Raw genomic sequence first — 19,702 nt, forward strand, 5'->3', positions numbered from 1 at the left:
CCGGTTCGCCCGCCCACCTGCCCGGTTCGCCCGCCCACCTGCCCGGTTCGCTCCCCGGCTCCCTTCCCGGGACCCGGCGCCACCGCTGTGCCGCTCTCAGAACTTCGCATCGAGGGCGTCCTTCAACAGCGATTGCAACTGCGCCATGACCGGCGCGCTGGTCACCACCTTGTAGAGCACCGCAGCGAACGCACAGGCGGCGATCGTCCCCACCGCGTATTCAGACGTCGTCATACCGCTGTCCGCCCGAGCCCTGCGTACCAGGCTCCATGCCCAATCCATGACTTTCTGCTTCATTTCAAACCCCCGAGAGATTATTTTCTGCCGAAATTAACTCTTTGACCCATGAGCCCTTCGGGCCATCAGGGATTCAGCAATCCCGTTGCCAGACCGATCACCACAGGCGCCACCCCCACCGTGAGAAAGGCGGGAAGGAAGCAGAGCCCGACGGGCGCGGTGATGAGTACGCCGGCCCTCTGCGCGCGCGCCACCGCCGCGCTCGACCGCTCGGCCCGCATCGCTTCGGCCAGCCTGGAAACCGACTCCGCCGCCGGAGCACCGGTCGCACCGGCCCGGTCCAGACAGCGCGCCAGAGCGGCAGCGCCCGGTATCTCCCCGAACCGCCCCCAGGCGACGGTGGGGTCCCCACCGAGCCGGATCTCCGCCGCCGTTCGCGCCAGTTGCTCGCCGACCGGCCCGCCCAGCGACTCCCCCACTGCCTCCGCTGCCTCTCGCGGGCCGGCCCCGACGGAGATGCAGGCCGCCAGCAGGTCCGCGGCCAGCGGAAGCTGACGTACGACCTCCGCAGCCGTTGCCGCCTCCTGGTCCGCCGCATGCGGCGCCTTTCCCAGCCGGGCCCGCTGCCAGCGCCAGGCGCCGTATCCCGCCAGCAGTCCAACCGCCCACCCCAGCAGGCCGCCCACCAGAATCCAGCCCGCCGGCACGACACCCAGCGCCGCCGCCCACTGCCTGGCCGGGGCAGTGGACACCAGCCCGCCGAACCACCCCTGAACCCGGCCGACCGCGCCGACCCGACGCAGCGGACCCACCGCGTCCACCGCCAGAATCGCCGCGCCCCTGCGCCGCACCCGCCGCCCGGTCTGCCGACGGGCCAGGGCAAGCGCCAACTGGGTGCACACGCCCGCCGCCACTCCGACCACCCCCACCCTGTGGACAACTTCACCGAACCCGGCGCTCATACCGCCTCCCCCGCCCGGACGATCCGGCCGGCCCAGAGCAGACCGGCCGCCTCCAGCAAGCCGCCCATCACCAGGCAGACCAGCCCGGCCGTACTGTGCAGCAGCACCCTCAGCGGATGCGCCCCGAGCGCGGCACCGAGGCCCATTCCCAGCACAGGCAACAGAGCCAGCACCGCGACCGTCGACCACGCTCCGGCCAGTTGCGCCCGCAGTTCCTCCCGCCGACGCCGCTCGGCCCGTAACGCGCCCTCCAGCCGGTCCAGACCGGCCGCGAGTCCGGCCCCACCGTCCACAGCCACCCGCCAGCAGGCAGCCACTCCGGCGAGCCCGTCCAAGCCCGGTTCGCGCGCCGCCTGTCCCAACGCTCTCGGGACATCACCCCCGAACCGCGCCGCGGCCGACACCCCCGCCTCGGCCGCACCCATCACCCCCGTTCCGCCGACCCCGACAAGCAGCGCCTGCCCCGGTTCGCGGCCGGCCCTCAGCTCACCCACCACCGCACCGCACAGGTCCATCACCCCGTCGGCCCGGCGCTCCCGGTCCTTGCGCAGTTCCCTTCTCCGCAGCCATCGCCGCACCAGCGGCACCGCGGCCGCCCCCGCGACCATCGGCAGCACGGACTCGCCAAGGACCCCCAGGAGCAGCGCCACCGGCAGGCACAGCCACTCCCGCCGCCCCCTCAGCAACGCCTCGAGCCGCCTCCGGCCGCTCTCCCATCGCTCCTCCCACCAGGGCGACTCATCAGACCCGTTGCCGAACAGCACTCGAGCTCTCCGCCGCCCTTGACTCCGCCCGGCCACCACCATCCAGGCAGCTGCTCCCGCGCACAGCGCCGCCGCATGCACCGCCTCCGGCATCCCCACCTCCGCACCGCTGGTCACAGCTCGCCCCCGATCAGCGACCGCAGCCGCTCCCAGCCCCGTTCCCGCTCGAAGCCGGCCGCGCCCCACCGCAGCGCCGGAACGGTCACCACCAGCCCTGCCGCATTCCGCTCCAGCACCTGGACCTCGGCGATCCGCCGCCGCCCGGCCCGGTCCCGCACGAGATGGACCACCACCGACAGCGCCGCCGCCAACTGACTGTGGAGTGCCGCCCGGTCCAGCCCCGCCGCGGTCCCCAACGCCTCCAGCCGGGCCGGGACATGCTCGGCCGCATTGGCGTGAACCGTCCCGCAACCACCTTCATGACCGGTATTCAGCGCGGCCAGCAACTCGGTGACTTCCGCACCCCGCACCTCCCCGACCACCAGCCTGTCGGGCCGCATGCGCAGGGCCTGACGCACCAGGTCCCGGAGCGTCACCCGCCCGGCACCTTCCTGGTTGGCGGGACGCGATTCCAGGCGTACGACGTGCGGGTGGTCCGGACGCAATTCGGCCGAGTCCTCGGCGAGCACAATCCGCTCCCGCTCCCCCACGGCACCCAGCAGGCTCGCGAGGAGCGTTGTCTTCCCGGCTCCTGTTCCCCCACTGATGAGGTAGGAGACCCGGGCCTCCACCAGTGCCCGAAGCACCTGGTCACCACCTGGGGGTACGGTCCCCGCCGCCACCAGTTCGGCCAGCGAGAAGGCCCTGGGACGGACTACCCGCAACGACAGACAGGTTGACCCGACCGACACCGGTGGCAGCACGGCGTGCATCCGGGTCCCGTCCGGAAGCCGCGCGTCCACCCAGGGCCTGGCATCGTCCAGCCGCCGCCCCGCCACAGCGGCGAGCCGCTGCGCGAGCCTGCGCACCGCCGCCGCGTCGGCGAAGGTCACCCCGGTGAGTTCGAGCCCGCCGCCGCGGTCCACCCACACCCGGTCGGGAGCAGACACCAGAACATCGGTGACAGCGGGATCCGCGAGGAGCGGCTCCAGTACGCCGGTCCCGATCAACTCCCCGCGCAACTCATCTGCAACGCCCAGCACTTCGGCGTCCCCGAGTAACCTCCCCTGGGCCCGCAGCGCGGCCGCGACCCCGGCCGGGGTCGGCGCCGCTCCGCTCTGCGCCAACCGCTGCCGAACAGCGTCGAGAAGCGCCTCTGTCATGAGACACCTCCCACGGCCGGCCCTCCGGCGGCCTCGCCGGCGAGCGCCCGGTCCCAGAAGGCCGAGCAGAACCTGGCCAGCGGTCCGCGAGCACTGCCGCCGGGCGGCTCACCCATCTCCTGCTCAGCCAGCAGCCCTTTTTCCAAGGGGAGTTCACCAGCCAGCGGAAGCCCCATGGCGTGCGCCACCCACTGCTCGTCGAGACCCGACGCGTACGGCCCGCGGGCCACCACCCGGAGGTCGTCGAGCACCATCCCCGCCATCGATGCCACACGTTTTGCCGCCGCGACCGCCCGCAGTTCCCCGGGAACCACCACCAGCCCGAGGTCCATTTGCGCAAGGGCCTCGGCCACCGCCTCATCGACCCGTCGCGGCAGATCCACGACCACCACCCCGCCGAGCCTGCGCGCGGCGGCCAGCACCGCTTGCATGGCCTGCGGCGGGATGACCACCCAGTCGTCGCGACCCCAACTGAGCACCCTCAGCCCGTGCAATGCGGGCAGCGACTCCTCCAGGGCACCGCCGCCGACCCGCCCCTTGGAATGGGCGAAATCAGGCCACCTCATGCCCTCCGCCCGTTCGCCGCCGAGCAACACATCGATGCCGCCACCCAGCGGGTCGCCGTCGATCAGCATGGTCCGCCGCCCGATCCTCGCCGCGGTCACCGCAAGCGCGCAGGCCAGCGTGGACGCACCGGCGCCACCACGGCCGCCGATCACCCCGACGGTGAGCGCCGGCTTGCCGACGCCTTCCGCCGCATTGGCGATCTGGTCGACCAGCCAGTTCTCGGAATCGGGAAGCCGCAGCACGTACTCGGCCCCGATCTCCACGGCCCGGCGCCAGACATCGGGCGCGTCCTGGTCGCGCCCGACGAGCATCACACCCCGCCTACGAGCCGCCCCACGGCACCGGAGTGCCGCGTCGTCCCCGACAAGAACCATGGGAGCCCGATCCCAGCCGCCTCGCCGGTCCGGCAGTGTGTGATGGACCTCGGGCTCCGCTCCGGCGGCTGCGCACAGCCTCAGCAGATCGTCGAGCAGATCCACATCCTCGGTCACGATCAACGGACCGCCCCGTCCCGCCCCGACGGCCGGCAAACGATCCCGTGCGCTGGATTCAGCCACGCTCTCAGCCCCCTTCTTCACTCACCTTCACCGCGGTTCGCGGCGATCCCGGAGCGTTCCGAGGACGGTGATTCCGGAACCCGTGGACTTCACGGGTGGAATCACGGTGCAGCGCTTCAGGAAATCGTGTGGATCTTGCTCAAATACTGTGGACAACTCTGCCGTTGTGAATATCCCCGTCGCTCAAACCGGCGACTTCCGGAGAGCATCCCTTCCATCACGCACCGTGACGATGCATGCTGATGCGAGTCCAGCGCAAACGTGGGCCATTGCGGCCAAGAAGGAGGAGAAATGCTTGATTCCGAACGACAGACACGTGTCCGGACATGCGACGACCCCCGCCGGGGGGGAGAGCGGGGGTCGTCCCCACGGCCGACTCGGGGGGGGAGGAGCCGGACCGGGTTAGCACGGTCGCGAACGATCCGTGACTTCCATGGTGTACCCGAGGGCCTTCTCGGGCAAACCCACACGCCGGGGTTTACGCCGAATGGTGGCCCCCTATGCTCTGCCTTGTGGAAAACTGCTTCTTGCCGCGCACAGCAGCCTTCTTTGACCTGGACAAGACGGTCATTGCGAAGTCTTCGACGCTGACCTTCAGCAAGTCCTTCTACCAAGGCGGGCTGATCAACCGGCGCGCCGTACTGCGCACTGCGTACGCACAGTTCGTGTTCCTCGCCGGGGGCGCAGATCACGACCAGATGGAGCGGATGCGCGAGTATCTCTCCGCGCTCTGCAAAGGCTGGAACGTCCAGCAGGTGAAGGAAATCGTCGCTGAGACCCTGCACGATCTGATCGACCCGATCATCTACGACGAAGCGGCGACGCTCATCGAGGAACATCACACCGCCGGACGCGATGTGGTCATCGTCTCGACCTCCGGCGCCGAAGTCGTCGAACCGATCGGCGAGTTGCTCGGCGCCGACCGCGTCGTCGCGACGCGCATGGTCGTCGGCGACGACGGCTGCTTCACCGGCGAGATGGAGTACTACGCGTACGGGCCGACGAAGGCAGAGGCCATCAGGGCCCTTGCCGTGTCCGAGGGGTACGACCTCGCACGCTGCTACGCCTACAGCGATTCCGCGACCGATGTACCGATGCTGGAGTCCGTCGGCCATCCGCACGCGGTCAATCCGGACCGCGCCCTACGCCGCGAGGCGACCCTCCGGGAATGGCCGATTCTCGTTTTCGATCGCCCGGTCCGCCTCAAGCAGCGGTTGCCCGCCTTCTCGATGCCACCGCGCCCGGCTCTCATGGCCGCGGCAGCGGTGGGGGCGGCCGCCCTCACCGCCGGGCTCGTCTGGTACACCGCCCGTCGGCGCACCGCTGCGACATCCGTCTGACACAGCCCGCCGCCGGCCCGGCGACAGACACCCTGTCTTCCCGGGCGCCGTACGCCCCACCCCGGCAAACCGAGCCGCCGACCACCCCGAATGCTCCAGAACCCAGTCACTGACTACCGTCACCGCTCCCGACTTTCCCTCACTCCCGATTGAACCGACTCGTCCGTAATTGAACCGAAAAGTAAAGAAGTGCGGCCAGCACTACCGCTCACCCGGCACCTGGAGTACAAAGGACTCAACGGCCCGCGAGACCAAGGACATCCGCGAGGATGACCTGTAACGCAGAGAAGGCCCAACGGACCGCGCATGAAAACCGGGTACCCACGCGACGTCGACCCGTCGATTACGGGCCAGCCGCACCAGGAACGGGCGAAGTACCCGACCTGATGGGCATATATCGAGGACGCTTGGTAACTGGGTGGACATGCCAGCGGCGGTACCGACGACGGTACCGCCGCAACCCTTTTCACCAGCTATTTCGCGGCGGCTGAGCCGCCGAGAATCTCCCGACGCCGCTCGTTATGCCGCGCCTCGCTGAAGCGCCTCGCACACTGCCGTCGATTCCCTGACGCCAAGTTCCGCCGCACGCCCGCAGTGCGCGATCCAGGCCGCCATTCCTTCCGGCGTTCCGGACAGATACCCCTCGAAGGCCGCCACGTACGCCGCCCGCCCCTGCTCGGCATGGCCGACCTCTGCCGGGCAGATCGACTTGGGGTCGAGCCCGCTCCCGATCAGCACGATCCGTTCGGCGGTCCGCGCGACCAGACCGTTGTACGAACCGAAGGGACGCAGAGCCAGGAGCTCGCCGTGCACGACGGCGGCCCTCACCAGAGCGGGCGCCTCACTCCCCGAAAGAATGAGCCCGCTGAGCCCTTCCAGCCGTCCCGCCACCTCATCGGCATCGGGCAGCGGCGCTTCGATCAGCGGCTCGTCCACCGACTCGCCCGCCAGCCGGGGCCGCCCGACGGCGTCCTCGGGCGCCGCGCCACCGGCTGCCACCAGATGCAGCCGCGCCAGCACACGCAGCGGCGACTGCCGCCAGATGGAGAGCAGCTGGCCCGCCTCGGCGGTCAACCGCAGAGCGGCCCCGACCACACGCGCCTCGCTGTCCCCGGTGAAGTCGGTACGTCGGCGCACCTCCTCCAGGTTCCAGTCGGCACCGGAGAGCGCAGCCGACCCGCGGGCGCCCCGCAGAGCCGCCTCCGAGGTGACCTCGTTGCTGCGGCGCCGCATGACGCGATGCCCGTAGACACGGTCGACGGCCTTGCGTACGGAGTCCACCGCCTCCGTCACACCCGGCAGGGTGCCCAGGGTGGCGAGCGGGTCCGAGGAAGTCGTACTCATAAGTAGCGAGGCTACGCGCCCCCCGCGCGCCTGCCGCCCCGGAGTGGGCTTCTTCACGAATTTAGACAACAGATAGCGATCGTGCCACTACCCTAGGTGAACATGAAGATCGCTTTCGTAGGGAAGGGCGGCAGCGGCAAGACCACGTTGTCCTCGCTCTTCATCCGCCACCTCGCCGCCAATGAGGCCCATGTCGTCGCGGTGGACGCCGACATCAACCAGCATCTCGGGGCCGCACTCGGCCTCGACGAGGAGGAGGCCGCGGCGCTGCCCGCCATGGGCGCGCAGTTGCCTCTGATCAAGGAGTACCTGCGCGGCAGCAATCCCCGCATCGCTTCGGCCGAGACAATGATCAAGACAACGCCGCCCGGCGAGGGCTCACGACTGCTCCGTGTGTGTGAGGACAACCCGATCTACGACGCATGCGCCCGCACGGTCGGCCTCGACGACGGGGACATCCGGCTGATGGCCACCGGGCCGTTCACCGAGTCGGACCTGGGAGTGGCCTGCTACCACTCCAAGGTCGGCGCGGTCGAGCTCTGCCTCAACCATCTCGTCGACGGCCCCGAGGAATACGTCGTGGTCGACATGACCGCCGGCTCGGACTCCTTCGCCTCGGGGATGTTCACCCGCTTCGACATGACATTCCTGGTAGCGGAGCCAACCCGCAAGGGAGTCTCGGTCTACCGCCAGTACAAGGAGTACGCGCGGGACTTCGGAGTCACGCTGAAGGTCGTCGGCAACAAGGTGCAGGGCGAGGACGACCTGGAGTTCCTGCGCGCGGAGGTCGGCGACGACCTCTTGGTCACCGTCGGCCATTCCGACTGGGTGCGGGCCATGGAGAAGGGCCGCCCCGCCCGCTTCGAGCTCCTGGAAGCGGAGAACCGGATGGCCCTGCAGGCTCTGCAGAACGCCGCGGAGGACTCGCACGGGCAACGCGACTGGGAGCGCTACACACAGCAGATGGTGCACTTCCATCTGAAGAACGCGGAGAGCTGGGGCAACGATAAGACCGGGGTCGATCTGGCGGCCCAGGTGGACCCCTCCTTCGTGCTGGACGAGCACCGCGCACAGACCGGGGCGGCCCAGCCGGTCTGAGCGGCCGATACCTCGACCGAGTTCGGTACGGGTACCCCGGCAACGGGGCTGACCAGTGCCGGACGGGCCTGCTCCGGCCCGTCCGGCACTGGCAGGGCCCGGTTCCGGTCCGTCCGCCGCTCCTCCGGCCCGATCGCCGGCCCGTCCGGATACTGGTCGCGAGCCCGGTTAACGGCCCGTCCGGCGCCGGTTCCCGGCTGGGGCCGCACCGTACACACGCGGCACGGCAGCCCCAGCCGGGCGCATCGTCACTTGTGGTCGGCGGGCTGCCCGGCCGAACCGGCGGGCACCTTCACGGCAGCCTTGCCGCGGCCCTGGTCCTGCCCTTGGCCCTTGGCCTTTCCGGGGCTCGCGGACCCGCCGAGGAAGGCGGTCCAGTTCGTCTTGGGGGCTTCGCCGACCTTCAGTGTGCCGAGCTTCGCGAGCGTCGCCGGATCCTGCGCGTCCAGCCAGTCCGCCAGCTGCTTGAACGACACGCAGCGCACGCCCTTCTTGGTACAGACGGTCTCGATCGTCTGCTCGACGGCACGCATGTACGTGCCACCGTTCCAGGACTCGAAGTGGTTGCCGATGATCAGCGGCGCGCGGTTTCCGTCGTACGAGCGGCCGAAGGCCTGAAGCAGGCCGTCCCGCATCTGATTGCCCCAGTACTCGTGCTGGTCCGGGTCGCCCTGCGTCGTACCGGACTGGTTGAACATGAAGTTGTAGTCCATCGAGAGGGTCTCGAATTCGCGACCCGGCACCGGGACGAGCTGCAACGAGAGGTCCCAGATGCCGCCCTTCTTCTTCGGCCAGACCTGGTTGTTGACACCGCTCGAGTCGTAGCGGAAGCCCATCGAACGTGCGGCGGCCACCATGTTCTTCTGCCCCTCCAGGCAGGGAGTGCGGCCGCCAATGAGTTCCTTGTCGTAGTCGAAGGGCAGCGGTTTCATGCCCTTGAGCTCCGGATCGTTCGACTTCCAGCCCTTCACGAAGGACTTGGCCTGGGTGATCTCGCTCTTCCACTCGGCGACGGACCAGGTGCCGACGCCCCCGTCCTTGCCGCAGAAGTGGCCGTTGAAGTGGGTGCCGATCTCGTTGCCGTCCAGCCAGGCACCCCGCACCTGGGTGAGGGTGTCCCGGATCCCCTTGGTGTCGTTGAAGCCGATGTCGGAACTGCCGGCGTTGTGCTTGGGCGGGTCGTAGAGCTTCCGCTTGGCCTCGGGCAACAGGTAGAGGCCGCTGAGGAAGTACGACATGTTCGCGTCGTACTTCTTGCCCACCTCGCGGAAGTGGGAGAAGAGCTGCTGGCTGTCCTCCCCTGCGCCGTCCCACGAGAACACCACGAACTGCGGCGGCTTCTGGCCGGGGGCCAGCCGCTGCACGGCCGGCTGCTTCGGCTGAGCGCCGGTGAAGGCCGTGGAGCCGTCGCCAATGAGCCGGAACGCACTCTCGGCAGCCTCGCCGACCGCCTTCTTCTTCGCCCCGCCCGCACCGTTCGCCGCGCCGGGTCCCGATGCGCCCGAACCGGGGGTGGGCTCGGAGCAACCGGCCACTCCGGCGACCAGCGCAATGGTAATGACACCCAAGGCGATCCGCTTCGTGGCGGCCATCATCCGCCCACCCTCTTCCTTGCAGATTTGGCTGCGCTGACGTGCCGACATGGCGCGGTCAAAGTCGCACGCACTGCACACAAATCCGAGCGACAGGCCGAATGAAAAGCTGCCTATTCACTGGATTGGGTGATTAGATGGACCATTTGCTCTCAATCATGGACACAAATCTTTACTCTCCATTACGATCTGTTTACCGAGAGTTGAGATATCCCGCCGCTGCACGCCGTGACCCACGGCCGCGTCCCCCATTCCGCGACCGCGCTGCCCCGGAGGAGACGGGAACCATGTCTGCCTGCGTCCCCACACGTCATGACCACTCATCCCGCAGTTCGCGCCCTCCCCGGTCATCGGGAGTAAAGCGACCTCACAGCCCGCCACCGCCGCATCGCGGCGGACGATTCCGCATCGCGGGCGCCGACCTGTCCGCATCGATCACGGTCTTCCTTCTCGCCATCCCCATGTCGCTCGGCCTGGCCGTCGCCATGGATGCCCCGCTGGAAGCCGGCCTCATCTCCGCCGCAGTCGGCGGCATCGTCGCCGGTCTGCTCGGCGGCGCCCCGCTCCAGGTCTCCGGCCCGTCCGCCGGGCTGACCGTGGTGACCGCCGAGTTGATCCAGATCTACGGCTGGCGCACCACCTGTGCGATCACGATCGGCGCAGGCCTGCTGCAGATTCTGCTGGGTTCGCTGCGGGCCGCCCGCAGCGCGCTCGCCGTCAGCCCCGCCATCGTGCACGGCACGCTCGCCGGCATCGGCGTGGCCATCGCACTCGCTCAGCTGCATATCGTGCTCGGCGGTTCACCAGAGAGCTCGGCTGTCGCCAACGCCCTCACACTGCCCGCGCGGTTGGCGCAAGTTGGTCCGGCCGCACCGCTGATCGGTGGTCTCACCATCGCAATTCTGGTGCTGTGGCCCCGGATTCCGGGGCGCCCCGGCCGCATCATGCGGCGGATTCCGGCGGCCCTGGTCTCCGTGGCCGTCGCCACTGCCGTGGCAGCATTCGCCGCACCATCGATCGCACGGGTCGATCTGCCGTCCTGGAACTCTCACGCCCTGCCGGAAATGCCGCAGGGACCCGTACTCGGCCTGGCCACAGCAGTTTTCACGATGATGCTGGTGGCAAGCCTGGAATCCATGCTCGCCGCTGTCGCCGTGGACAAGCTGGCCGCCGACCGGAACAACGAGCGCTCGTCCGAACCGGCCGCAGAATCCGCCACCGAACCGGATGTCGGACCGGCCACCGGACCACATGTCGAACCGGCCACCGAACCCCCCGCCAGACCGGATGTCGGACCGGATGTCGCACCGGCCGTCGAGCGGGACGGCGATCAGACAGTCGAGCACCCGGCCGACCTGTCCAAACCCGGCTCCGGCCAGGCCACGCCCCCCGCCAAACGCTCCGACCTCGACCGGGAACTACGCGCACAAGGCGTCGCCAACGCGGTGTCGGGCCTGCTGGGCGGTCTGGCGGTATCCGGTGGCGCGGTGCGCAGTTCGGCCAACGTGCGCGCCGGGGCCACCAGTCGCGCCTCCACCGTGCTGCATGGCGTCTGGGTGCTGCTCGCCACCGGTCTGCTCGTCACCGCGCTGGAGTGGATCCCGCTGGCCGCCCTCGGCGCGCTCGTGATGGTGGTCGGCATCCAGATGGTGAACTTCGCGCATATCCGTAACGTCCACAGGCACCGGGAGTTCCTGGTGTACGGAGCGACGATCACCGGGGTACTGCTCTTCGGCGTCCTCCAGGGCGTGGCGATCGGGATCGCGGTGGCGGTGGCCGTCGCCCTGCACCGACTGGCGCGGACCAGGGTCAGTGTGACCGAACGGAGCGGTCAGCATCTGGTCGTCGTACGGGGGCAGTTGACGTTTTTGGCTGTGCCGCGGCTCAACCGGACGCTGGGCCAGCTGCCCCAGGACGCGGACGTGGTCGTCGAGCTGGACGGCTTCTTCATCGATCACGCGGCGTACGAGATGATCCAGGACTGGCGCAATGCCCATACCGCCCACGGCGGCCAGGTCGTCTTCACCGGCAGGTCCGGTGGCCGGATCGCCGAGCCCGCCTCGGCAGCGCACTCCTGCTGCCGCCCCTGGACCCCCTGGCGCAACCACCACTGCCACGACCGGCCCGAGCATGTACCCGTCACCGGTTTCGGTCACGAACCCCCCGCCCCAGGCACCACCGGCAGCCCCACCAGCCTCGGAGCCACCCAGGCCGCCACGCCTCCCGAGGTCGCCGCTTCCCCCGGGGCCACCAAGTCAGCCGAAGCCACCACCAGGACCAGCACCAGGACCAGGACCACCCTCACCACCACCACGACCACCACCGCCAAGAGCCCGACGAGCAGCCCAGTCCCGCTCCACCCAGCGCCCACACCCGCGCCCGCTCCCGCTCCAACCCCGGCCGACGCCACCGGCGCCACCGACACCACCCCCGAGGACCTCACCCCCACAGGCACCGAGCGGCCCCCCGGCCGGTCAACCGACTGCCCACCCGATTCCTCACCCACCCCCTCACCCGGCTACGCACCCGACCATGCCGCTGCCCCACCGCGAAGGACCGGCGGGCATCAGCTGGTCAGCGGCCTCAGCTCGTTCCAGCGCAATACAGCTCCCCTGGTGCGTGCAGAGCTCGCAAGACTGGCCAGGGAGGGCCAGCGGCCCTCGCAGCTGTTCATCACCTGCGCGGACTCCCGCCTGGTGACGAGCATGATCACGGCAAGCGGTCCGGGCGACCTGTTCACCGTACGGAACATCGGAAATCTGGTGCCGCCGCCGGATTCCGGGACCGGTGACGATTCGGTGGGCGCGGCGATCGAGTACGCGGTGGACGTACTGGGGGTGGAGTCCATCACCATCTGCGGCCACTCCGGCTGCGGCGCGATGAACGCGCTTCTCGGGGCCAAACCCGACACCCCGGAGACGCCTCTGTGGCGCTGGCTGAGACACGGGATGCCCAGCCTGAAGCGGATGGCCTCCAAGCGTCATGCATGGGCCCGGATCTCGGGCCGGCTGCCCGCCGATGAGGTCGAACAGCTCTGTCTCACCAATGTGGTCCAGCAGCTGGACCACCTGCGGGCCCACGGATCGGTGGCGCGACGCCTCGCGGCGGGCTCGCTCCAACTGCACGGCATGTACTTCCACGTGGCCGAGGCTCAGTCGTATCTGCTGACCGAAGGCGTCGGCGCAGGCCATGGGCTCGACGAGGTCTTCGACCGAATCGGCCCCTCCGCCCCATACGATCCATACGACCCGGCCGAGTTGGCGCGTACCGGCGCCTGAACCGGGTACACCTCGGGTCCGTGAGACCTTGTGGTCACCGCCTCCGCGGCGCCGTGCACCCGGCACCACCGCACGGCACCTCGATGCTCTGCTCCACCCCGCCGCGGGGGCGGGATCGTGCCTCCATACACGAAACACAGGTCTAAACCAATTCCCGGAAGACACTTGTCACCCGGCCTTTGGCCTGATGAGCTATGCCCCGGGACACAACGGACACCCTGGGAATGGGAGATGTCGTGAGCAATGAAAGCCTGGCCAACCTGCTCAAAGAGGAGCGGCGGTTCGCACCGCCTGCCGATCTGGCCGCGAACGCCAACGTCACAGCCGAGGCGTACGAACAGGCCGATGCGGACCGGCTGGGCTTCTGGGCCGAGCAGGCCCGCCGCCTGACTTGGGCCACGGAGCCGACCGAGACGCTCGACTGGAGCAATCCGCCCTTCGCGAAGTGGTTCGCGGACGGCAAGCTCAACGTCGCGTACAACTGCGTGGACCGCCACGTCGAGGCGGGTAATGGTGACCGGGTCGCCATCCACTTCGAGGGCGAGCCCGGCGACAGCCGTGCCATCACCTACGCGGAGCTGAAGGACGAGGTCTCCCGCGCCGCCAACGCCCTCACCGAGCTCGGTGTCGGCAAGGGCGACCGCGTCGCCGTCTATCTGCCGATGATCCCCGAGGCCGCCATCGCGATGCTGGCCTGCGCCCGTATCGGTGCGGCCCACTCGGTGGTCTTCGGCGGCTTCTCCGCGGATGCCATCGCCACCCGCATCCAGGATGCGGACGCGAAGGTCGTCATCACCTCCGACGGCGGATACCGCCGCGGCAAGCCCTCCGCGCTCAAGCCCGCAGTCGACGACGCCGTCTCTCGTATCGAGAGCGTCGAGCACGTCCTGGTCGTCCGGCGTACGGGACAGGACACCGCGTGGACCGAGGGTCGTGACGTCTGGTGGCACGAGATCACCGGCCGTCAGTCCGCCGAGCACACCCCTGAGGCGTTCGAGGCGGAGCAGCCGCTCTTCATCCTCTACACCTCGGGCACCACGGGGAAGCCGAAGGGCATCCTGCACACCTCCGGCGGCTACCTCACGCAGGCGGCGTACACGCACCACGCGGTCTTCGACCTCAAGCCGGAGACCGATGTCTACTGGTGCACCGCCGACATCGGCTGGGTGACGGGACACTCGTACATCGTCTACGGCCCGCTGGCCAACGGCGCGACGCAGGTCATGTACGAGGGCACGCCCGACACCCCGCACCAGGGGCGCTTCTGGGAGATCGTCCAGAAGTACGGCGTATCGATCCTTTACACCGCGCCGACCGCGATCCGTACGTTCATGAAGTGGGGAGACGACATCCCCGCCAAGTTCGACCTGTCGTCGCTGCGCGTGCTCGGGTCGGTCGGTGAGCCGATCAACCCCGAGGCCTGGATGTGGTACCGCAAGCACATCGGCGCCGACAAGTGCCCCATCGTGGACACCTGGTGGCAGACCGAGACCGGCGCGATGATGATCTCGCCGCTTCCCGGTGTCACGGCGACCAAGCCGGGCAGCGCCCAGCGCGCGCTGCCGGGCATCTCCGCCACGGTCGTCGACGACGAGGCCCGTGAGGTTCCGGACGGCGGGGGCGGCTATCTCGTCCTCACCGAGCCGTGGCCGTCGATGCTCCGCACGATCTGGGGCGACGACCAGCGGTTCCTCGACACCTACTGGTCACGCTTCGAGGGCAAGTACTTCGCGGGCGACGGTGCCAAGAAGGACGAGGACGGCGACATCTGGCTGCTCGGCCGGGTCGACGACGTGATGCTGGTGTCCGGGCACAACATCTCGACCACCGAGGTCGAGTCGGCGCTCGTGTCGCACCCGTCGGTCGCCGAGGCCGCCGTGGTCGGTGCGGCCGACGAGACGACCGGTCAGGCCATTGTCGCGTTCGTGATCCTGCGCGGTACGGCGACCGCCTCCGACGAGCTGGTGGCGGAGCTGCGCAACCACGTCGGCACCACGCTCGGCCCCATCGCCAAGCCGAAGCGGGTTCTGCCGGTGGCCGAGCTGCCGAAGACCCGTTCCGGCAAGATCATGCGGCGTCTGCTGCGGGACGTCGCGGAGAACAGGGAGCTGGGGGACGTCACGACGCTCACCGACTCCTCGGTCATGGATCTCATCCAGACCCAGCTTCCGTCGTCCTCCTCCGAGGACTGAGCGCGGGCTGAGCAGGGGCTGAGCTCGGACCGAGCGAGAACTGAGCAGGGACTGAGCAAGGTCTGGGAACGACAGCAGGGACGCCAGCAGGGCGAGCTCCCGGAAGGGCATCCGGCAACATGCCGGATGCCCTTCCGGCATTTAGGGTGAAGATCACTTCCCATGGCCCCGCACACCCCGGGTACAGTGGCAGCTGGTTAATAAAACGATAAGAAATCTCCAAAGGGTGCGCCGGGAAGTCTGGTCGGCAAGTGCAACAGCCATGCCGTCGCTGCCGTACCCACCCGGAGGTCCTCTCTCGTGGCCGCGCCCACCCCCGCACCCCCCTCCCCCCGCCGCACCTTCCTGGGACGCCTCTCGCTCCCGGAGCGGAACTACCTCGCCGACGCGCTGCGTACCGAAACCGTCGGCGGAGTCATCCTGCTGGTCGCCGCGGTGGCCGCGCTGATCTGGGCGAACACCTTCGGATCGAGCTACACAGGCGTCAGCCACCTCCACTTCGGACCCGAGGCGCTCGGTCTGCACCTCTCCGTGGCGCACTGGGCGGCCGACGGACTGCTCGCGATCTTCTTCTTCGTCGCGGGGGTCGAGCTCAAGCGCGAACTCGTCGCAGGTGAACTGCGCGACCCGAAGGCCGCCGCCCTCCCCGTCGTCGCCGCGCTCTGCGGCATGGCCGTGCCGGCGGTCGTCTACACCCTGGTGACGGTGCTCGGCAACGGCTCCACCAGCGGCTGGGCCGTCCCCACGGCCACCGACATCGCCTTCGCGCTCGCCGTACTCGCGGTGATCGGCACCTCGCTGCCGTCCGCGCTCCGTGCGTTCCTGCTGACCCTCGCCGTCGTCGACGACCTCTTCGCGATCCTGATCATCGCGGTCTTCTTCACCGAGAGCATCGACTTCGTCGCGCTCATCGGCGCCTTCGTCGGCCTGGCCGTCTTCTACCTGCTGCTGCGCCTCGACGTCCGCGGCTGGTACGTCTACGTACCGCTCGCCCTGGTCATCTGGGGGCTGATGTACAACAGCGGCGTCCACGCCACCATCGCCGGTGTCGCGATGGGCCTGATGCTGCGCTGCACCAAGCGCGACGGCGAGGAGCACTCCCCCGGCGAACGCGTCGAGCACCTCGTCCGCCCGCTGTCGGCCGGTATCGCCGTACCGCTGTTCGCGCTCTTCTCCGCCGGGGTCTCGCTCTCCGGCGACGCGCTGGCCGGCGTGTTCACCCGGCCCGAGACGCTCGGTGTCGTGCTGGGGCTCGTCGTCGGCAAGACGATAGGGATCTTCGGCGGTACGTGGCTGGCCACCCGGTTCACCAAGGCCGAGCTGAACAAGGATCTGGCCTGGGCCGATGTCTTCGCGGTCGCCTCGCTCGCGGGGATCGGCTTCACCGTCTCACTGCTGATCGGCGAGCTCGCCTTCACCGGCAACGACGACATGATCAACGAGGTCAAGGCGTCGGTTCTGCTGGGCTCCCTGATCGCCGCCGTACTCTCCGGTGTACTGCTCAAACTCCGGGTACGCAGATACCGTGCGCTCTCGGACGCGGAGGAGCTCGACGAGGACGAGTCCGGGGTACCGGACATCTATGAGCAGGACGATCCGGAATACCACCTCCGGATGGCCGCGATCCACGAGCGGAAGGCGGCCGAGCACCGCCGCCTTGCCGAACTGGCGGGGGCAGCGAGCAACAAGCCGGACAGTCCGGCATGATCTGACATCGGATGTGTTGAACAGGAGAGGGAGTCAGGCATGAGCGACCCCGGCAATTACGCGGGCAGCGCCGACCGCAGTCTCGGCCAGCTGGTCGCCTCGGCGACGGCCGAACTGTCGGCGCTGGTACACGACGAGATTGCCCTGGCCAAGGCCGAGGTGCGGCAGGACGTCAGGCGTGGCGTCATCGGCAGCGCGGCGTTCATCGTCACGGGTGTGCTGTTCCTGTTCGCGATCCCGGTGCTGAGCTTCGCGGCCGCGTACGGAATCAACAACCTGGGACTGGGTCTCGCCTGGTCGTTCCTGATCGTGGGCATCGCGTTCATCCTGCTGGGGGCCCTGCTCGCGCTCTTCGGGTACGCCAAGTTCAAGAAGGTCAAGCCGCCGGAGAAGTCCATCGCGTCGGCCAAGCAGTCCGCCGCCGTTCTCCAGGGCGTCAAGCCGCACCCGCGTCCGGGCATCGCCGCGGACGCGATCCTTCCGGCGGGCGGCAGCACACTTGCGGACAAGGCCATCGAGAACCGTCCGGTCCAGGACAAGGCGTCGGTTGTGGCACGCTCATCCACATGACGGTCCCCGATTCCAGCGCATTCGGCCCAGTGGGCCCGGACGACCGGGCGGGCCACGAAGGGCCGGCCGGTCCGGCAGACCCTTCCGCCGCACCGCCACCCCCGGCCTCAGCGTCCTTCACCGGCCCGCTGGGCCCCGCGGCGGGGACCGGTGGCCCCGTCCGTCTGGACGGCCCCTGGACGCACCGGGACGTCGCGGCCAACGGCGCCCGCTTCCACATCGCTGAAATGGGTGAAGGGCCACTGGTCCTGCTCCTGCACGGCTTCCCGCAGTTCTGGTGGACCTGGCGCCACCAGCTGCCCGCGCTCGCCGACGCCGGGTTCCGGGCGGTGGCGATGGACCTGCGCGGGGTGGGCGGCAGCGACCGTACGCCCCGGGGTTACGACCCGGCCAACCTGGCGCTGGACATCACCGGCGTGATCCGGTCACTCGGCGAGCCGGATGCCGCCCTGGTCGGCCACGACATGGGCGGGTACCTCGCCTGGACGGCCGCCGTGATGCGCCCGAAGCTGGTGCGCCGGCTGGTGGTCTGCTCGATGCCTCATCCGCGGCGCTGGCGCTCCTCGATGCTCTCCGACTTCGCGCAGTCCCGCGCGGGCTCGTACATCTGGGGCTTCCAGCGGCCGTGGGTGCCGGAGCGTCAGCTGGTGGCGGACGACGCCGCTTTGGTGGGGCGGCTGATCCATGACTGGGCGGGGCCGCGGACCGCGGACTTCCCCGCCGACTCGACCGTGGACGTCTACCGGCGCGCCATGTCCATCCCGTCGACGGCCCACTGCTCGATCGAGCCGTACCGCTGGATGGTGCGTTCGCTGGCCCGTCCGGACGGTATCCAGTTCAACCGGCGCATGAAGCGGCCGGTGCGGGTGCCCACGCTGCACCTGCACGGTTCACTCGATCCGGCGGTACGCACCCGGAGTTCGGCGGGGTCCGGCGAGTACGTCGAGGCACCGTACCGTTGGCGACTTTTCGACGGTCTGGGGCACTTCCCCCATGAGGAGGATCCGGCCGGATTCTCGGCCGAACTCATCAGCTGGCTCAAGGATTCCGAGCCAGACCGCTAATTGACAGGCACACGAGTCCCGCGAACAGCCACTTGCCTGGCGCATAGGCCAATTGGCTGACGGATGGGCGGTTACCGACCATGAGGCACGGGCAGACGTCGGGGTATGGGCTGGACGCACGACTTCGGTGACGCAGCAGGCAATCGTCGCTCGACCGCCACGGCGGGTCCGGGCACTCATGAGGGGGGCGGCCTCCAAGGCCGGGTGCACGCTATGCATGTTCTGCATGATCCCCGGCTGGGCATTCCGCGCATCCTCCGCCGCCGGGCCCGCTGGGTCTCGGCGCGGCTGCGCCATCCGCGCGGATGACCTTTCGAGTTCCGCGGATGACCAACCGTCCTCCGCGGACGGCTTCGCGGTCCCCCACCACCGCACGCTGAGCCGCCGGCTCGTCGGTCCGCCGGTCCATGGCTCGTCGGACCGGCGGTCCGTGACTCGACGGCCCCCGGCTCGCAGGGGCCCCTGGCTCGTAGGTCGCTTCGGCCTAGATGATCGATTCCAAGGGGTCGGCGATCGTAGGCGGTCTGCGTTCAGCGGGGGTGTCGTTTCCCGTCAGCCTTCTGCGTGGGCACGCACCAACGTGACGTCCGTTTCCTGCCAGCAAACACACGTGCGTCGAGCCAGCATGGGCACATGACCAGGTACACCGTGCTCCCCATTGACACAGCCGTCCTCAAGAAACTGCGGGTTGCCGACGACGCGGGTCGTCCCTGCGCCCCGTACATCGCGACCCGCGACGACCTGGGCTCCCCGCTGCGCTGCTGTCTGCGCCCCATCACGCTCGGCGAGCGGATTGCCCTAATTTCGTACGCCCCGTTGCGTCGCTGGGCCGCCGCGAGGGGTACAGATCCGGGCGCGTACGACGAACAGGGTCCCGTCTTCATCCACGCCGATGACTGCGGCGGGTTCACGCCCCGCGAGAACTATCCCTTCGATCGGCCGGGCGCCCTGCGTACCGTGCGCCGCTATGACGCCCAGGGCCATATCGCAGGTGGCCGCCTGCTAGAGATTCCGGCCGACGCCACGGCTGGCTTCGATGCAGCCTTCGACGATGCGTTTAACGACCCGGACGTGGTGCTCGTGCACGTCAGAGCACTGGAATACGGATGCTTCCACTTCGAGGTGCGACGGCCCTCCGCCGAGGAGCAATAGCCGCCACGCCACCTGA

Annotated in this window: 16 protein-coding genes; 9 read left to right on the plus strand and 7 right to left on the minus strand. The window is 69.1% G+C overall.

The window, feature by feature from the left end; genetic code table 11:
• Window positions 1-96 precede the first annotated feature (96 nt).
• The 5 genes from FHX80_RS12375 to ssd form a co-directional block, all read right to left on the minus strand.
• A complete protein-coding gene (locus FHX80_RS12375; RefSeq protein ID WP_145764250.1) occupies window positions 97-297 on the minus strand; it encodes a DUF4244 domain-containing protein in 201 nt (66 codons plus the stop codon).
• A gap of 65 nt (window positions 298-362) precedes the next feature.
• A complete protein-coding gene (locus FHX80_RS12380) occupies window positions 363-1,199 on the minus strand; it encodes a type II secretion system F family protein (RefSeq protein ID WP_145764251.1) in 837 nt (278 codons plus the stop codon).
• Complete coding sequence (locus FHX80_RS12385; RefSeq protein WP_145767246.1) at window positions 1,196-2,056, minus strand: type II secretion system F family protein; 861 nt, start codon at window positions 2,054-2,056, stop codon at window positions 1,196-1,198. Before FHX80_RS12385 ends, FHX80_RS12380 begins: the two co-directional genes overlap by 4 nt.
• A 20-nt stretch (window positions 2,057-2,076) precedes the next feature.
• Entirely contained in the window at window positions 2,077-3,225 is a 1,149-nt protein-coding gene (locus FHX80_RS12390; RefSeq protein ID WP_145764252.1) for a TadA family conjugal transfer-associated ATPase, read from the minus strand.
• A complete protein-coding gene (gene ssd / locus FHX80_RS12395; protein ID WP_244318561.1) occupies window positions 3,222-4,283 on the minus strand; it encodes a septum site-determining protein Ssd in 1,062 nt (353 codons plus the stop codon). The genes FHX80_RS12390 and ssd overlap by 4 nt, the downstream gene beginning before the upstream one ends.
• 566 nt (window positions 4,284-4,849) lie before the next feature.
• Here ssd and FHX80_RS12400 point away from each other — a divergent pair.
• Window positions 4,850-5,689: an HAD family hydrolase gene (locus FHX80_RS12400; RefSeq protein WP_145764253.1), complete on the plus strand. Its 840-nt coding sequence runs from the start codon at window positions 4,850-4,852 to the stop codon at window positions 5,687-5,689.
• A 519-nt stretch (window positions 5,690-6,208) separates the two neighbouring features.
• Here the strand turns inward: FHX80_RS12400 and FHX80_RS12405 are convergent.
• On the minus strand, window positions 6,209-7,033 hold the full coding sequence (locus FHX80_RS12405; RefSeq protein ID WP_145764254.1) for a Fic family protein: 825 nt from the start codon (window positions 7,031-7,033) through the stop codon (window positions 6,209-6,211).
• 102 nt (window positions 7,034-7,135) lie between these two features.
• Here FHX80_RS12405 and FHX80_RS12410 point away from each other — a divergent pair, with 102 nt between their 5' ends.
• Window positions 7,136-8,131: an ATP-binding protein gene (locus FHX80_RS12410; RefSeq protein WP_145764255.1), complete on the plus strand. Its 996-nt coding sequence runs from the start codon at window positions 7,136-7,138 to the stop codon at window positions 8,129-8,131.
• Window positions 8,132-8,379: 248 nt separating this feature from the next.
• On the opposite strand, the gene FHX80_RS12415 is transcribed toward FHX80_RS12410, so the two are convergent.
• Entirely contained in the window at window positions 8,380-9,726 is a 1,347-nt protein-coding gene (locus FHX80_RS12415; protein WP_145764256.1) for a polysaccharide deacetylase family protein, read from the minus strand.
• 284 nt (window positions 9,727-10,010) lie between these two features.
• Here FHX80_RS12415 and FHX80_RS12420 point away from each other — a divergent pair, with 284 nt between their 5' ends.
• The 7 genes from FHX80_RS12420 to FHX80_RS12450 all read left to right on the plus strand — a co-directional run bounded on the left by FHX80_RS12420 (window position 10,011) and on the right by FHX80_RS12450 (window position 19,686).
• Window positions 10,011-13,001: a bifunctional SulP family inorganic anion transporter/carbonic anhydrase gene (locus tag FHX80_RS12420; RefSeq protein ID WP_244318232.1), complete on the plus strand. Its 2,991-nt coding sequence runs from the start codon at window positions 10,011-10,013 to the stop codon at window positions 12,999-13,001.
• Window positions 13,002-13,195: 194 nt separating this feature from the next.
• Complete coding sequence (gene acs, locus FHX80_RS12425; protein WP_145764257.1) at window positions 13,196-15,193, plus strand: acetate--CoA ligase; 1,998 nt, start codon at window positions 13,196-13,198, stop codon at window positions 15,191-15,193.
• Window positions 15,194-15,493: 300 nt separating this feature from the next.
• Window positions 15,494-16,900, plus strand: a complete 1,407-nt coding sequence (gene nhaA / locus FHX80_RS12430) for a Na+/H+ antiporter NhaA (RefSeq protein WP_145764258.1) — start codon at window positions 15,494-15,496, stop codon at window positions 16,898-16,900.
• Between the two features lie 39 nt (window positions 16,901-16,939).
• Complete coding sequence (locus tag FHX80_RS12435; protein WP_145764259.1) at window positions 16,940-17,470, plus strand: phage holin family protein; 531 nt, start codon at window positions 16,940-16,942, stop codon at window positions 17,468-17,470.
• Entirely contained in the window at window positions 17,467-18,534 is a 1,068-nt protein-coding gene (locus FHX80_RS12440) for an alpha/beta fold hydrolase (RefSeq protein ID WP_145764260.1), read from the plus strand. Before FHX80_RS12435 ends, FHX80_RS12440 begins: the two co-directional genes overlap by 4 nt.
• Before the next feature lie 105 nt (window positions 18,535-18,639).
• Window positions 18,640-18,843 (plus strand): hypothetical protein, encoded by a 204-nt coding sequence (locus FHX80_RS35640; protein ID WP_145764261.1) that lies wholly within the window; start codon window positions 18,640-18,642, stop codon window positions 18,841-18,843.
• Window positions 18,844-19,167: 324 nt separating this feature from the next.
• The gene (locus tag FHX80_RS12450) at window positions 19,168-19,686 is read left to right on the plus strand and encodes a DUF1203 domain-containing protein (protein ID WP_145764262.1); all 519 of its coding nucleotides are present in this window, start codon (window positions 19,168-19,170) and stop codon (window positions 19,684-19,686) included.
• The last annotated feature ends 16 nt before the right edge of the window (window positions 19,687-19,702 follow it).

Source organism: Streptomyces brevispora (assembly GCF_007829885.1).
Lineage (GTDB): Bacteria > Actinomycetota > Actinomycetes > Streptomycetales > Streptomycetaceae > Streptomyces > Streptomyces brevispora.

What these genes read in the sequence shown, in the direction of transcription:
- FHX80_RS12375 (WP_145764250.1), bottom strand. Translation starts at nt 297, where the DNA reads ATGAAGCAGAAAGTCATGGATTGGGCATGGAGCCTGGTACGCAGGGCT.
- acs (WP_145764257.1), top strand. Translation starts at nt 13,196, where the DNA reads ATGCCCCGGGACACAACGGACACCCTGGGAATGGGAGATGTCGTGAGC.
- FHX80_RS12380 (WP_145764251.1), bottom strand. Translation starts at nt 1,199, where the DNA reads ATGAGCGCCGGGTTCGGTGAAGTTGTCCACAGGGTGGGGGTGGTCGGA.
- FHX80_RS12390 (WP_145764252.1), bottom strand. Translation starts at nt 3,225, where the DNA reads ATGACAGAGGCGCTTCTCGACGCTGTTCGGCAGCGGTTGGCGCAGAGC.
- FHX80_RS12385 (WP_145767246.1), bottom strand. Translation starts at nt 2,056, where the DNA reads ATGCCGGAGGCGGTGCATGCGGCGGCGCTGTGCGCGGGAGCAGCTGCC.
- FHX80_RS12405 (WP_145764254.1), bottom strand. Translation starts at nt 7,033, where the DNA reads ATGAGTACGACTTCCTCGGACCCGCTCGCCACCCTGGGCACCCTGCCG.
- FHX80_RS12420 (WP_244318232.1), top strand. Translation starts at nt 10,011, where the DNA reads ATGTCTGCCTGCGTCCCCACACGTCATGACCACTCATCCCGCAGTTCG.
- FHX80_RS12415 (WP_145764256.1), bottom strand. Translation starts at nt 9,726, where the DNA reads ATGATGGCCGCCACGAAGCGGATCGCCTTGGGTGTCATTACCATTGCG.
- FHX80_RS12410 (WP_145764255.1), top strand. Translation starts at nt 7,136, where the DNA reads ATGAAGATCGCTTTCGTAGGGAAGGGCGGCAGCGGCAAGACCACGTTG.
- FHX80_RS12450 (WP_145764262.1), top strand. Translation starts at nt 19,168, where the DNA reads ATGACCAGGTACACCGTGCTCCCCATTGACACAGCCGTCCTCAAGAAA.
- FHX80_RS35640 (WP_145764261.1), top strand. Translation starts at nt 18,640, where the DNA reads ATGGGCTGGACGCACGACTTCGGTGACGCAGCAGGCAATCGTCGCTCG.
- FHX80_RS12435 (WP_145764259.1), top strand. Translation starts at nt 16,940, where the DNA reads ATGAGCGACCCCGGCAATTACGCGGGCAGCGCCGACCGCAGTCTCGGC.
- FHX80_RS12440 (WP_145764260.1), top strand. Translation starts at nt 17,467, where the DNA reads ATGACGGTCCCCGATTCCAGCGCATTCGGCCCAGTGGGCCCGGACGAC.
- FHX80_RS12400 (WP_145764253.1), top strand. Translation starts at nt 4,850, where the DNA reads ATGCTCTGCCTTGTGGAAAACTGCTTCTTGCCGCGCACAGCAGCCTTC.